Genomic DNA, 13,573 nt, shown 5'->3' with positions numbered 1-13,573 from the left:
CGGCGGGGATACGAGCCCGCGCCCGCGGCCCCGGGACTGCGGGAAAAGCTGGCGGGCTACGGGCCGGGCGCCTGCTATATGCGGCGCGCGCTGCCGCTGTAGGCGGCGAGGCGATATTCCTCCGCCGCGCCGGTCGGCATGCGCTTATGATGGCGCACCCACAGAGGAATCTTCATGAACAAATTCGATTTGCAGAAAAACCAGGCGCTCAAGCTGGCCGGCCAGCTCAAGCAGGCCGGCACGCCGGCGCGCTTCGGCGCCGCCTCCCAAGCGCCCGACCGCCGCGAGCAGCGCAAGCGGGACCAGGCCGCCGGGCTGGTGCCCTTCCCTCTGAAGCTGCCGCAAGCCCAGGCCGACAGGCTGCGCGCGCTGGCCGCCGAACGGGGTGTGTCCACCAACGACCTCGTCGCCGAGCTGCTCGGCCAGGCGCTGCCGCAATGACGGATGCCGTCAATAGAAAGTGATGTACGCCTTGTAGACGATGGTCGCGATAGCCGTGATGAGGCCGATGCCCATGAGGCCCAGCCCCAGGTTGCGGTCACGCATGCCAAACCCCACCAGCATGAGCGCCACTGCCGTGACGATGATGATCAACATGGTGTTGGTACTGGGGTGCATCGCTTTCTCCTGAATGCGCGGGCCGGAATGGGCAGTCTGCGCCATGGGGGTTTGCGCCATGGGGTTTGCGCCGTACTCCCGCAATCTCCATCATAAGCAGGACGGGTGCGTGCCCGGCGCAAGCCCGGCAGCCCCGATTGCGGCAAATCAAGGCAAGCTTACCCAATCGGCGCAAAAAAAGGGCCGCAAGGTGGGTTGCCTGAAAGAAAGCGAGAAAACGGGCGGCCCAAAGGCGGCCGGCCAGCCGTCAATGACAGCAGCCAGTGAACGACAGCGGTCATCAAATGCAGCGGCTGGCCGCAAATGACGAAGGGCCGGTGCTTTTGCAAGCGACCGGCCCTTCTGGGATGCTGGTGGGTGGTACTGGGTTCGAACCAGTGACCCCTGCCGTGTGAAGGCAGTGCTCTACCACTGAGCTAACCACCCCGAAAGAGGCAAAATATTAGCATGCTTTTTTGAAAGCGTGCAAGTGCCCTGGCCTATTTCCTCAAACGGCCTCGGCCTGCGTCTCGGCGGGCGCTTCCAGCTTGCGCCAGATGCAGGCGCCGCCCGCGGATTTGTCCAGCGCCTGCAGGTAAGCATCGTGCTCGGCGAGTTCTTCATCGCTGGCCTTGATGACCGGCAGGCCCGAGGCGTCGAAGCGCGCCAGCACCATGCCGGCGCCGTTCGCCTTGTCGTTCTCGTCGGTGTCGATCAGCAGTGCGTCCTGGCCGCGCGTCATGGCCAGCCAGACCTCCGCCAGCAGCTGCGAGTCGAGCAAGGCCCCGTGCAGCGTGCGGTGAGCGTTGGAGATGCCGAAGCGATCGCAGAGCGCGTCCAGCGAATTGCGCTTGCCCGGGAAAAGCGAGCGGGCATGCAGCAGCGAGTCGGTGACGGCGGCGCAGTAGTCGGTGATCGGGCCGCGCCCCGCCTTGGCCAGTTCGGCGTTGAAGAACTTGACGTCGAAGCTGGCGTTGTGCGCGATGATTTCCGCGCCTTCGATGAACTTCACGAAGTCGTCGACGATGTCGGCGAAGCGGGGCTTGTCGGACAGGAACTCGGTGGTCAGGCCGTGGACCGCCAGCGCCTCGGGGTCGCTGTCGCGGTCGGGATTGAGGTACAGGTGCAGGTTGTTGCCCGTCACCATGCGGTTGACCAGCTCCACGCAGCCGATCTCGATGATGCGGTGGCCCTGGGCGGGATCCAGGCCGGTGGTTTCGGTATCGAAGATGATCTGGCGCATAAGACTCTATTCAGACGCTGGGCGGGCTTCCGGCGGCGAGGCGGGCCGCTGCGGGGCTGGCGGCGGATGCGCGTCGTGCGCGGCCCGCCCGGGTTTCTTGCGTGCGGAGGCGATCAGGGAATAGGCCACCGGCACGACGAACAAGGTCAATAGTGTACCCAGCATCAGGCCGCCCACCAGCACCCAGCCGATCTGCTGCCGCGATTCCGCCCCCGCGCCCTGCGAAAGCGCCAGCGGCACCGTGCCCAGCACCATGGCGCCCGTGGTCATCAGGATGGGCCGCAGGCGCAGCACGCTGGCGCGGACCACGGCGTCCATCAGCTCCAGCCCCTCGTCGCGCAATTGGTTGGCGAATTCGACAATGAGAATGCCGTGCTTGGTGATGAGGCCGACCAGGGTGATGAGCCCGATCTGGCTGTAGATCGACAGCGTGCCGCCGGAGAGCCACAGCGCCAGGAGCGCCCCGGTCATGGAAAGCGGCACCGAAAGCATGATGATGAAGGGATTGCGCCAGCTCTCGAACTGGGCGGCCAGCACCAGGTAGATGAACGCCAGCGCCATGCCGAACACCAGGTAGATACTGCCGGAGGAGTCGCGGAATTCGCGCGACTGGCCGTCCAGGTCGGTCACCACCGTATGAGGCAGGACGTCGCGCGCCACCTGGTGCATGTGGGTCAGCACCTCGCCCAGGGCATACCCGGGCGCCACGGCCGCCTCGACCTTGACGGCGCGCAGCCGGTTGAAGTGGTTAAGCGATTGCGGCGAAACGCCTTCGTGCACGCTGAGCAGGTTGTCGAGCTGGACCATGCTGCCGTCTCGCGCCCGCACGTAGATGCCGGAGATGTCGTTGGGATTGGCGCGATCGCGCGGCGTAACCTGCACGATGACGTCGTACTGCTCGCCCTCGTCCTTGTAGCGCGTGACCTGGCGGCCGCCCAGCATGGATTCCAGGGTGCGGCCCACGGTGTCCACGTTCGCGCCCACGTCGGCCATCTTGTCGCGGTCCACCCGCACCCGCAGCTCGGGCGTGTTCAGGCGCAGGTCGGTGTCCAGGTTGATCAGGCCGGGATACTTGCGCAACTCCTCCAGGAACACGTCGGTCAGCCGGGACAGCTCCGCATAGGACGCCTGGCTCATGATGATGAACTCCACCGGCTTGGAGCGCGCCGACTGGCCCAGCGACGGCGGATTGGTGGGGAAGGCCTTGACGCCGGGCAGGGAAGCGAACTGCGGCTGGAGCATCTGGGTGATTTCCTGCTGCCGGCGCGTGCGCTGCTCCCAGGGCTTGAGCCGCAGGATGGCGGTGCCGTCGGTTACCGTGGGAAAGCCCACCGTCATCTGCACGCCGCTGGCCTCGGGAATGGCATCGTAGAACTTCTCGATGCCCATCATGCTTTCCAGCGTGTAGTTCAGGGTGGCCCCCTCGGGCGCGTTCACGATGCCGAACACCACGCCGCGGTCTTCGATGGGCGCCAGTTCGCTCTTGACGATCTTGAACAGCACGCCGCTGGCCAGCGCGACCAGCAGCCCCACCGTCACCACCAGCGCGCGGTGGCGCAGCGCGCCGCGCAGCAGGCGGCTGTAGCCGTTGCCCAGCGCCACCAGCCAGCCTTCGATCAGGTTGTACCAGCGGCTGTGGCTGCTCTGGTGGCGCAGCAGCACCGAGCACATCATGGGCGTGAGCGTCAGGGCCACGAAGCCCGACACCAGCACGGCGCCCGCCAGCGCCAGCGCGAACTCGATGAACAGCCGCCCGGTGCGGCCGGTGGCGAACGCCAGCGGCGCATAGACGGTGACCAGCGTCAGCGTCATGGCCACCACGGCGAAGCCGATTTCCTTCGAGCCCTTGATCGCGGCCTGCTTGCGCGGCATGCCGTCTTCGATGTGGCGGAAGATGTTCTCCAGCACCACGATGGCGTCGTCCACCACCAGGCCGATGGCCAGCACCATGGCCAGCAGCGTCAGCGTATTGATGGAGAAGCCGAACAGGTACATGAGGGCGCAGGCGCCCACCAGCGACACGGGAATGGTGACGATGGGGATGATGCTGGCGCGCAGGTTGCGCAGGAAAAAGAAGATCACCAGCACCACCAGCACGATGGCCTCGCCGATGGTGTGGAACACCGAATCGATGGAGCGTTCGATGAACACCGAGGAGTCGTAGGCGATGTTCAGCTTCATGCCCGCCGGCAGGGTTTCGTTGAGCCGTGCCACTTCTTCGCGCACCGCCTGAGAGAGCTCCAGCGGGTTGGCCGTGGACTGGCGTGTGAGCCCGATATTGATGGCCGACTTGCCGTTGAAGCGCGACAGGACGCGGTCGTTGGCGGCCCCGATTTCCACCCGGGCCACGTCGCGCATCCGCACCGGATACCCCCTCACGTTGGCGACGATGACGTCCTCGAACTGCGCGGGCGTCTGCAGGTCGGTGGACGACACCACCGAGAACTCCCGCGCCCGCGACTCAATGCGGCCGGCGGGGATTTCCACGTTCTGGCTGCGCAGCGCCGATTCCACGTCCTGCACCGTCAGGCCATAGGCGGCGAGCTTGTCGCGGTCCACGTAAATCCGCATGGACGGCAGGCGCTCGCCGAAGACGCGCACTTCGGCCGCGCCGGGCAGCACCGACAGGCGCGTCTTGATGTAGCGGTTGATGTAGTCGGACGTCTGGATGGCCGAGTACGAGCCGGCCTCGACCGCGATGTAGATGATGGGCTGCGAATCGGCATCGACCTTGCCGATGATGGGCTCGTCGATCTCGTCGGGCAGGAAGCGGCGCGCGCGCGACACCTTGTCGCGCACCTCGGCCGCGGCGGCGTCGGGGTCGCGCGACAGGTTGAACTTGATGTTGATGAGGCTGCGCTCGGAACGGCTGCGCGAGGTCATGACGTTGACCCCCTCGATGCCGGCGAGCTGGTCTTCGAGGGGCTTGGTGACCTGGGACTCGATCACCTCCGGCGAGGCGCCTTTGTAGGTGGTGTCCACCGACACGATGGGCTCATCGATGCGGGGGTACTCGCGCACCGAGAGGCGCGAGTATGAGATGAGGCCGATCAGGACGATGATCAGCGACAACACCGAGGCGAAGACAGGCCGGTTGATGCAGGTTTCGGAAATGCGCATGAAAACCGCTCCTGAGAGATTGGGGCGCGTTACCCCAGGCGCGCGCCGTCAGGCGCCGCTGCCCACGACCTGCACGGGCGCGCCGTCGGTGACGCGCTGCAGGCCGGACACCACGAGCTGGTCGCCCGCGACCACGCCGGTGAGGATTTCGACCTGTCCCTCGCGGCGCTCGCCGATCGTGACTTCGCGGCGCTCGGCCACGCCGTCCCTGACCCGATAGACGTACTGCGTTTCGCCGGAGGGCGCCAGCGCGGCCTCCGGCGCGACCAGGGCCTTGTCCTCGCGGAAATAGAGCTGCACGCGCGCGAACATGCCGGGCCGCAGCTTGGCATCCTGGTTGGCCACGGTGGCGCGCAGCAGGATGGAGCGGCCGCCCGCGTCCACCAGCGGGCTCACGGCGTAGACCGCGCCCTCGCGTTCTTCGCCGGGCAGCGCGTCCAGGCGCAGCAGCAGGCGCTGCCCCACCTGGACCTTGCTCAGGTACATCTCGGGCACACGGAAATCGACCTTGAGCGGATCGATCGCTTCCAGCGGCGCGAGATCCTGCCCTTCGCTGACGTAATCGCCCACCGAAACGCTGCGCAGCCCCACCATGCCGGAAAAGGGCGCCGAGATCGTCATCTTGTCCAGGCGCGCCTGCGCCAGGGAGACGGCGGCCTGCTGCACCTTGAGCGTACTGGCCGCCTCGTCGCGCGCCTGCTGGCTGACGAAACCCTTGCCCTGCAGCTCGACCGCGCGGCGATAGTGGCTCTGCGCCAGCGTCAGATTGGCGCGCGCTTGCTCCAGCTCGGCGCGCGGCACGGAGTCGTCCAGCCGGATCAGCGTCTGGCCGCGCCGCACCGGCTGCCCTTCCTTGAATTCAATGGCCTGGATGCGCCCCGCGACTTCGGGACGCAGCATGACGGACTCGTCGGAACGCAGGCTGCCCACGGCCGACAGTCCGCGGGGAAAGGGCACTTCCTTGACCTGGCCCACCTGCACGCGCACCGCCGCCTTGGACGCCTGCGTTGCGGGCGCGGTCGCGACGGCGCCGGCCTGGCCGCCGGCCGGCGCGAGCCAGCGCGGCGCATAGACGCCCAGCGCGGCCCCCACGGCCAATCCCGCCGCCAGGGCGGACAGCAGTACTGCGTTTTTCATGCGCGTAAGAAGGAGAATGGAAGGGGAACCGCCCCGGTCATGCCCCAGCCCGGGGGCCCGGGATCGTGGGCGGGGTAGGCACTTTAGCACCCGCGTTTACATACTGGAACATTCCAGCCGCCGCGACGGGGCCCCCGCCCCCCAAAACCAGGGTTTATCCTCATGCCGCGGGCCGGCCGCGCCGGGCGGCCGCCACGCCTTCGTTGGCCAGCTGGTCGGCGCGCTCGTTGCCCGGATCGCCGGCATGGCCCCGCACCCAGCGCCACGACACCCGGTGGCGGCCCACCTGCTCGTCCAGCGCCTGCCAAAGCTCGGCGTTCTTGACCGGCTTCTTGTCGGCGGTCATCCAGCCCCGCCGCTTCCAATTGGCCAGCCATTCCGTCATGCCCTTCATGACGTACTGCGAATCGGTATGGATGATGACGGCGCAAGGCCGCTTCAGCGCCCGCAGCCCCTGGATGACGGCAAGCAGTTCCATCCGGTTGTTGGTGGTGAGCGCCTCGCCGCCGTGCATGGTCTTTTCGTGCGCGCCCGCGCGCATCAGCACCCCCCATCCTCCCGGTCCCGGGTTGCCCTTGCAGGCTCCGTCCGTCCACATTTCAACTTGTTCGCTGGGCTTGTCGTGCTCCATGGCGCTGCTGGCATTCCTTGTATCGTACTGCGTGCATCCGGCCGGATCAGAAGCCGTCCAGCCGGTCCCGGGCCTGGCGGTTGACCACGACCGATGCCGCGCGCGCGCGCTTCGGCCGGGTTTTCCAGGCAGGCCCAATGATACGCATGCCGGCCACCCGCTTGACCGCGGCCACCATGTAGACGGCCCCTCCGAGGCCCCACCAGCGCGCCCCGGCCCGCTCCATGAAGCTCCAGCGCTGCAGCCATTTCTCGGTGCGGCAGGCCGGCGCATAGCAGCCGAACCGGCTGTCGTCGGCTTCCAGCGACAGCAGCTTGAACCAGTCTTTCAGCCGCGCCAGCGACACCTGGGAAGACGGCGGCTGGGGCAGCCAGGGCTCCATGCCCGGCATGCGCGTGCGCGCGCCCCACAGGCTCCAGGGATTGAAGCCGGAGATCACCACGCGCCCTTCCGGCACCAGCACGCGTTCGACTTCGCGCAGGACCTTGTGAGGGTCCGGCGTGCATTCGAAGGTGTGGGGCAGGATGAGCAGGTCCACGCTCTGCGACTCAAACGGCAGGGCCTCGGGCTCGGCCAGCGCCACACGCGACTGCCAGCCGGCGCGCGCGTCGCGCCGGGCATCTCGGCGCCCACGTAGCCCTTGAACGGCATGCGGTTCGCCCGCAGCAGGTTCAGGTCGCCCAGGCCGACCTGCCAGGCGTAATATCCGAAGACATCCGAGACCGCCGCGTCGAACTGCGCGCGCTCCCAGGCCAGGACATATTGCCCGGGCGGAGTCTGGAACCATTCGGCCAGTTCTACAATCGGCGGAGTTTCTTCTGCCACGTTCTCTGTTCCTTGGAATCCATGCAAGCCCCGACCGCCCCCGCCGGCGGCCGCGAGCGCAATGCCGCGGTCGTACCCCTGCCCGCTTTCACGGACAACTACATCTGGGCCTTCGCCCACGACGGACTGGCCGCCGTGGTCGACCCGGGCGAGGCGGCGCCCGTGCTGCGCTGGCTCGACGAACAGGGCCTGAAGCTGCGCGCCATTCTACTCACGCACCACCACGGCGATCATGTCGGCGGCGTTCCGGAATTGTCACGCATCAAGGGCCTCACCGTATACGGGCCGGCGCGCGAACGCCTGCCGCGCTGCGACGTGGCGCTGGCCGAGGGCGACCGGGTGATCCTGCCCGAGCTCGACGTGGACCTGCGGGTGCTCGACGTGCCGGGGCATACGGCGGGGCACATCGCCTATGCGGGACGGGCGGGCGGCGAGGAACCCGTGCTGTTCTGCGGCGACACGCTGTTTTCGGGCGGCTGTGGCCGCCTGTTCGAGGGCACGGCCGCGCAAATGCTTGATTCCTTGGATAAATTCGCCAATTTACCTGCGGATACAAAGGTTTTTTGCGCACACGAGTACACTCTAGCGAATTTGCGCTGGGCCCTGGCGGTGGATCCCGACAACCAAAGCCTGCACCAGTGCTACCAGCGAGCCCGGCAATTGCGCGCGCAAGATCTTCCCACCCTGCCGTCCACCATCGGCCAGGAATGCGCAATCAATCCGTTCTTGCGGACTCGTCAATCCGGCGTCGCGCACGCCGCCGAACGGCACGCGGGGCGCTCGCCCCTGGCGCCCGCCGAGGTCTTCGCCTCGCTTCGTGAATGGAAGAACGATTTCAAGTGATCGCCCGATGAATCTAGCCCGACTCCTTCTGCCGCTCATGCTGGCAGTCCTCGCCGGTTGCGCAGGAACCAAGACTCACGACAGCAAGAATCTCACCACCAACTCCCAAGGGCGCCTGATCGCCCGGGACACCTCCCGCACGGTGGACCTCACCAACCCGCCCGCCGACGCCTGGGACCGCATCCGCCGCGGTTTCGCCATCCCCAACCTGAACACCGACCTGTCCCGCCAATGGACGGACTACTACGCGTCGCACCCGGAGTCGGTGCAGCGCATGGCCGAGCGCGCGGGCAAGTACCTGTATTTCATCGTCGACGAGATCAACCGCCGGGGGCTGCCCACCGAGCTGGCGCTGCTGCCGTTCGTGGAAAGCGCCTACAACCCCACCGCCCTGTCGCGTTCCCAGGCCTCCGGCCTGTGGCAGTTCGTGCCGGCCACCGGCCAGCACTTCAACCTGAAGCAGGACTGGTGGCGCGATGAGCGCCGCGATCCCATCGCCTCCACCTACGCGGCGCTGGACTATCTGGAAAAGCTGTTCGAGATGCAGGGCGACTGGTACCTGGCCCTGGCCTCGTACAACTGGGGCGAAGGCTCGGTGCAGCGCGCCATCGCCAAGAACGAGGCGGCCGGCCTGCCCACCGACTACCTGTCGCTGTCCATGCCCGACGAGACGCGCAACTACGTGCCCAAGCTGCAGGCGATCAAGAACATCATCGCCGACCCGCAGCGCTACGCGGTGGCGCTGCCGCCGGTGGGCAACACCCCGTATTTCGTGACGGTGCAGAAAAACAGCGACATCGATGTCGAGATCGCCGCCAAGCTGGCCGAGATGCCGCTGGAGGAATTCAAGGCGCTGAATCCGTCCTTCAACCGCCCGGTGATCCGCGGCGATCACGCGCCCACGCTGCTGCTGCCGGCCGACCGCGTCGAGATCTTCAACGCCAACCTGACCAACTACAAGGGCGACCTCAGCTCCTGGAAGATCTATCACACGCGCCGCGGCGAATCGCTGGCCGCCATCGCCAAGCGCTTCGGCGTGCCGCTGGAGCGGCTGCGCGACATCAACGACATCGGCTCGCGCCAGAAAGTGGCGCGCGGGCAGTCGCTGCTGGTGCCGGGCGACCCGGGCAACAACGGCGTGCAGCTCGCCTCGCTGTCGGCGCCCGTGGGCGCGCTCGAAGTCGAGGCGGACGANGCGCGGGGCGCGGTTTCAGGCGGGCTGGCCGGCCTGATCGAGCGCGCCAGCAGGCGCGCGCCTGTTCGAGCAGGTCTTCGTGCCCCGCGTTGGGGCGGAAGTCCATGCGCAGCGCCCGCGCGATATTCACGAAATGCGCGTGCGAGCTGCGCCGGTATGCCGGGTCGTAGTGCCTGTCGATGAGATCGAGCGCGAGCTCGGCGCGCCGGCCTTCGTCGACCATGCGCTGCCACGCCGCGATGACGTCGCGGCTATGCAGGCCGAGCAGGCGCTGCAGCTGCGCCTTCAGCCACGCGGGGTCGTCGAACAGGTGCGCGTAGTCGTGCTGCAGGAAGGCGCTGCGGTCTTCGCGGGAGGACACGATTTCCACGCACTGGCCTCCGTGCATGGCGTCGAGCAGGCCGGGCGGCAGCGAAACCTGGCCGATCTTGCGGCTCTCGGCTTCGGCAAAGACGGGGCGCGACGGGTCCAGCTCGCGCAGGCGGACGGCCAGCAGGGTGTCGAAGCGCTTTTGCGAGGGCTGGGCCACGCCGGCCCGGGCGCCCAGCAGCGAGCCGCGATGGGCGGCCAGGCCTTCGAGATCCAGGGTCTGCGCGCCGGCCTGTTCCAGCGCCTGGAGCAGGCGCGTCTTGCCGCTGCCGGTGGGCCCGGTGAGCACGATGCAGCGCATGCGGGCGGGCAGTTCGTCCAGGGCCCGCAGCGTCGCCTTGCGGTAGGTCTTGTAGCCGCCGTCAAGCTGGCGGGCGCGCCAGCCGATCATGTTGAACATGACGGTCATCGAACCCGACCGCTTGCCGCCGCGCCAGCAGTAGATCAGCGGCCGCCAGTTGGCCGACGTCCGGCGAAGGTGGTTTCCAGGTGGCGGGCGATGTTGCGCGCGACGATGGCCGCGCCGACGCGCGAAGCCTCGAACGGCGAGCTCTGCTTGTACAGCGTGCCGACCAGCGCGCGTTCTTCGTTGTCGAGCACGGGCGCGCTGATGGCGCCGGGGATGTGGTCTTCGGCGTATTCCAGCGGCGAGCGCGCGTCGATGATTTCGTCGAATTCTTCCAGCCGGTCCAGGCCGGCGAGCAGGTGTTTCACGGGCGGAGCAATGCTTGCGGGAGATCCGGCATTCTCGCACGCGCCGCCCGCCCGCCGCGGCCGGGCCTTCAGCCATTGCGGTGGTCGTAGGAAGTGTCGAGCACGTCGTCCTCCGGCGTGATGATGCCGGGCTCTCCGGGCGCGACGATGGCGCGGCCCCGGCGCGGCATGCCCGCCGTCACGGGCGAGCTTTCGTCCTGCATGGGCAACACTTCCGTGCCCTTGCGCGGATCGACGGGCGGGTTGGTTTCCGCGGTGTCCGCGGGTTTGGGATCGGGGGGCGGGGGAACGGTTTTCAGCATGATGACGTCTCCGCTGGCGGGCGCGCCGGGAGGGCTGCGCCCTGGCACTGGTACCGTTACCATCTTAGGGGCCGGCGCGCGCGCTGGCATGTCACGTTTGCAAGGGGCTGTTGCAGAATGCGCCCCGTATAATCCGGCCGCCCCGTCGGGCCGTCCCGCTTTCTCTCGATAAACGCCACTTTGACCGAATCCGTAGAACGTTCCGTCCATGCCGAACTCGTCGCGGTGCTCGTCGCGGTCACCCAGGGCGAGCCGCGCGTGCTCACCACGGGCGACGCCAGCGCCTTGCCGGCGGGTCCGTTCGAGCTGTCGCACCGTTCGTTGCAGGCCGGCCTGCGGGCCTGGGTGGAGGCCCAGACGCATCATCCGCTGGGCTACGTGGAACAGTTGTACACCTTTGCCGATGGCGACCGCTCCGACGAGGCGGGCGCGCGCGTCATTTCCGTGAGCTACCTGGCGCTGACCCGCGAGGCGGGCGAAACCGGCGTGGCGCAGGTGGGCTGGCAGGACTGGTACCGGTATTTCCCGTGGGAAGACCGCCGCGCGGGCGCGCCGGCGGTGATCGACGCGCAGATCGTGCCCAGGCTGCTGGACTGGTGCGCGCAGGGCGCGGACGAGGCCGCGCGGGCGCGGCGGCGCCAGCGGGCGGCCATTACCTTCGGACTGGACGGCGCGGCCTGGAACGAAGACATGGTGCTTCCAGCTCTACGAGCTGCTGTTCGAGGCCGGGCTGGTCGACGAGGCCCTGCGCCGCCGCGGCGGCGGCGCCAGCGGCTTGCCGGGCGCCTCCATGCGCCACGACCACCGGCGCATCCTGGCCACGGGCATCGCCCGGCTGCGCGCCAAGATCAAGTACCGGCCCGTGGTGTTCGAGCTGATGCCCGAACAGTTCACCCTGCTCCAGTTGCAGCAGGCGGTGGAGGCGCTGGCGGGCAGGGCGCTGCACAAGCAGAACTTCCGCCGTCTGATCGAGCAGCAGGCGCTGGTGGAGGAAACCGGCGGCATGGCCACCGGCGCGGCGGGACGGCCCGCCAAGCTGTTCCGCTTCCGCCGCGACGTGCTCCTCGAACGCGCCATTGCCGGCAGCAAGCTGCCGCTGTCGCGCGGGCCCTGAGAGGGCCGCGGCCGGCTTGACAAACGATATACTCATCTCTAGCATAAATAGCGCGCAATCCCTGCGCGCTATTTTTTGTCCTGGAAATACTCAAAATGAGCATTATTGGAGACGCATCCGGCAGCCAACGCCCCGCGGCGGTCGCGCCCCTGCCGGAAGTGATGCTGGAACCGCTGGTGCGCGCCGCGCTGCTGGAAGACCTGGGCCGCGCGGGCGACCTCACCACGGACGCGATCGTGCCGGCGGACGCCAGCGCCCAGACGCGGCTGGTGGCGGCGCCAGGAAGGGGTGCTGGGCCGGCCTGGACCTGGGCGCGTCTGGCGTTTCGCGCCATGGACCCGGACATCCGCTTCGAGCCCGCGCTGCGCGACGGCAGCGCGCTGTCGCCGGGCCAGGAAATCGCGCGCATCAGCGGCAACGCTCGCGCGCATGCTCAGCGCCGAACGCGTGGCGCTGAATTTCCTCTGCCATCTGAGCGGCGTGGCCAGCGCCACGGCTTCCATCGTCCGCGCCGTGGCCGGTCACGGCGCGCGCGTCACCTGCACCCGCAAGACGCTGCCCGGATTGCGCGCGGTGCAGAAGTACGCGGTGCGCGTGGGCGGCGGCAGCAATCACCGCTACGGGCTGGACGACGCGGTGCTCATCAAGGACAACCACATCGCCCTGGCGGGCGGCGTCGAGGAAGCCGTGCGCCGGGCGCGCGCGGGCGTGGGCCACATGGTGAAGGTCGAACTGGAGGTCGACACGCTGGCCCAGCTCGAGACGGCGCTGGCCCTGGGCGTGGACGTGGTGCTGCTGGACAACATGAGCCTGGACGAGCTGCGGGCCGCCGTGGACATGGCGCGCGGCCGGGCCGTCACCGAAGCCTCGGGCCGCATTACGCCCGAGACGGCGGCCGCGGTGGCTGCCACGGGCGTGGACCAGATCGCCGTGGGCTGGATTACGCACAGCGCGCGGGTGCTGGACATCGGCCTGGACGCCTGAAGCCGCGCCGCCCGCCGGGGCGGGCCGGTTCAACGAGAGGAATCATCCATGAAATCCCTGTTCCGCCTGGCCGGCGCCGCGCTGGCCCTGTCGCTGGCCGCCTGCGGCAATTCGCCTTCGGGCGAGTCCGCGGCCCAGGCCGCGGCTTACCCCAGCCAGCCGATCACCGTCATCGTCACCTTTCCGCCGGGAGGCGGCACCGACTTGCGGCGCACGTCGCATCGCGGCAGCCTGCAGTCGCGGCTCGGCCAGCCGGTGGTGGTGGAGAACCGGCCCGGCGCGAGCGGCAACATCGGCGCGCGCGCGGTGGCCGAGGCGCCGCCCGACGGCTACACCCTGCTGATGGTGAACAGCTCGTTTGCGATCAATCCCGCCGTATACCGCGACCTGGGTTTTTCGCCCCGCAAGGATTTCCAGGCGGTGATCAATGTGGCGTTCGTGCCGTCGGTGTTCGTGGCGCCCGCCTCGTCGCCGTGGCGCACGCTGGGCGAGGCGCTGG

At 68.3% G+C, this 13,573-nt stretch carries 9 protein-coding genes, 1 tRNA gene and 5 pseudogenes; 6 read left to right on the top strand and 9 right to left on the bottom strand.

Annotation, left to right across the window (positions count from 1 at the left end):
- Positions 1–174 precede the first annotated feature (174 nt).
- On the top strand, positions 175–441 hold the full coding sequence (locus AD428_RS17310) for a hypothetical protein (protein WP_053246000.1): 267 nt from the start codon (positions 175–177) through the stop codon (positions 439–441).
- Positions 442–450: 9 nt separating this feature from the next.
- Here the strand turns inward: AD428_RS17310 and AD428_RS17305 are convergent, their stop codons facing one another.
- The 7 genes and pseudogenes from AD428_RS17305 to AD428_RS17275 form a co-directional block, all read right to left on the bottom strand.
- Positions 451–618, bottom strand: coding sequence for a hypothetical protein (locus AD428_RS17305; RefSeq protein WP_152968133.1), 168 nt, complete (start codon positions 616–618; stop codon positions 451–453).
- 351 nt (positions 619–969) lie between these two features.
- Positions 970–1,044, bottom strand: a tRNA-Val gene (locus AD428_RS17300).
- Between the two features lie 61 nt (positions 1,045–1,105).
- Positions 1,106–1,840, bottom strand: coding sequence for a DNA polymerase III subunit epsilon (dnaQ, locus tag AD428_RS17295; RefSeq protein ID WP_053245998.1), 735 nt, complete (start codon positions 1,838–1,840; stop codon positions 1,106–1,108).
- 6 nt (positions 1,841–1,846) lie between these two features.
- Complete coding sequence (locus tag AD428_RS17290) at positions 1,847–4,960, bottom strand: efflux RND transporter permease subunit (RefSeq protein WP_053245997.1); 3,114 nt, start codon at positions 4,958–4,960, stop codon at positions 1,847–1,849.
- A gap of 48 nt (positions 4,961–5,008) precedes the next feature.
- On the bottom strand, positions 5,009–6,097 hold the full coding sequence (locus AD428_RS17285) for an efflux RND transporter periplasmic adaptor subunit (RefSeq protein WP_053245996.1): 1,089 nt from the start codon (positions 6,095–6,097) through the stop codon (positions 5,009–5,011).
- A 160-nt stretch (positions 6,098–6,257) separates the two neighbouring features.
- A complete protein-coding gene (rnhA, locus tag AD428_RS17280; RefSeq protein ID WP_053245995.1) occupies positions 6,258–6,728 on the bottom strand; it encodes a ribonuclease HI in 471 nt (156 codons plus the stop codon).
- Positions 6,729–6,774: 46 nt separating this feature from the next.
- Positions 6,775–7,553, bottom strand: a pseudogene (locus AD428_RS17275) (class I SAM-dependent methyltransferase).
- Positions 7,554–7,574: 21 nt separating this feature from the next.
- On the opposite strand from AD428_RS17275, the gene gloB reads away from it, so the two are divergent.
- On the top strand, positions 7,575–8,396 hold the full coding sequence (gloB, locus tag AD428_RS17270; RefSeq protein WP_053245994.1) for a hydroxyacylglutathione hydrolase: 822 nt from the start codon (positions 7,575–7,577) through the stop codon (positions 8,394–8,396).
- Positions 8,397–8,403: 7 nt separating this feature from the next.
- Positions 8,404–9,590, top strand: a pseudogene (locus tag AD428_RS17265) (transglycosylase SLT domain-containing protein); the annotation flags it as partial.
- Between the two features lies 1 nt (position 9,591).
- Here the strand turns inward: AD428_RS17265 and mnmH are convergent.
- Positions 9,592–10,674 (bottom strand): annotated as a pseudogene (gene mnmH, locus AD428_RS17260) (tRNA 2-selenouridine(34) synthase MnmH); the annotation flags it as partial.
- A gap of 68 nt (positions 10,675–10,742) precedes the next feature.
- The gene (locus AD428_RS17255; protein WP_053245993.1) at positions 10,743–10,976 is read right to left on the bottom strand and encodes a hypothetical protein; all 234 of its coding nucleotides are present in this window, start codon (positions 10,974–10,976) and stop codon (positions 10,743–10,745) included.
- 180 nt (positions 10,977–11,156) lie between these two features.
- On the opposite strand from AD428_RS17255, the pseudogene AD428_RS17250 reads away from it, so the two are divergent.
- The 3 genes and pseudogenes from AD428_RS17250 to AD428_RS17240 form a co-directional block, all read left to right on the top strand.
- Positions 11,157–12,090, top strand: a pseudogene (locus AD428_RS17250) (NUDIX hydrolase).
- A gap of 95 nt (positions 12,091–12,185) precedes the next feature.
- Positions 12,186–13,074 (top strand): annotated as a pseudogene (gene nadC, locus AD428_RS17245) (carboxylating nicotinate-nucleotide diphosphorylase).
- Between the two features lie 48 nt (positions 13,075–13,122).
- Positions 13,123–13,573 (top strand): Bug family tripartite tricarboxylate transporter substrate binding protein (locus AD428_RS17240; protein ID WP_255352267.1); only part of this gene is annotated, 451 nt, incomplete at its 3' end.

The organism is Achromobacter sp. DMS1, assembly GCF_001270295.1.
The sequence above is the reverse complement of the archived record's forward strand: the minus strand, read 5'-3'. Positions and strand labels throughout refer to the sequence as shown.

What these genes read in the sequence shown, in the direction of transcription:
- AD428_RS17310 (WP_053246000.1), top strand. Translation starts at nt 175, where the DNA reads ATGAACAAATTCGATTTGCAGAAAAACCAGGCGCTCAAGCTGGCCGGC.
- AD428_RS17305 (WP_152968133.1), bottom strand. Translation starts at nt 618, where the DNA reads ATGCACCCCAGTACCAACACCATGTTGATCATCATCGTCACGGCAGTG.
- dnaQ (WP_053245998.1), bottom strand. Translation starts at nt 1,840, where the DNA reads ATGCGCCAGATCATCTTCGATACCGAAACCACCGGCCTGGATCCCGCC.
- AD428_RS17290 (WP_053245997.1), bottom strand. Translation starts at nt 4,960, where the DNA reads ATGCGCATTTCCGAAACCTGCATCAACCGGCCTGTCTTCGCCTCGGTG.
- AD428_RS17285 (WP_053245996.1), bottom strand. Translation starts at nt 6,097, where the DNA reads ATGAAAAACGCAGTACTGCTGTCCGCCCTGGCGGCGGGATTGGCCGTG.
- rnhA (WP_053245995.1), bottom strand. Translation starts at nt 6,728, where the DNA reads ATGGAGCACGACAAGCCCAGCGAACAAGTTGAAATGTGGACGGACGGA.
- gloB (WP_053245994.1), top strand. Translation starts at nt 7,575, where the DNA reads ATGCAAGCCCCGACCGCCCCCGCCGGCGGCCGCGAGCGCAATGCCGCG.
- AD428_RS17255 (WP_053245993.1), bottom strand. Translation starts at nt 10,976, where the DNA reads ATGCTGAAAACCGTTCCCCCGCCCCCCGATCCCAAACCCGCGGACACC.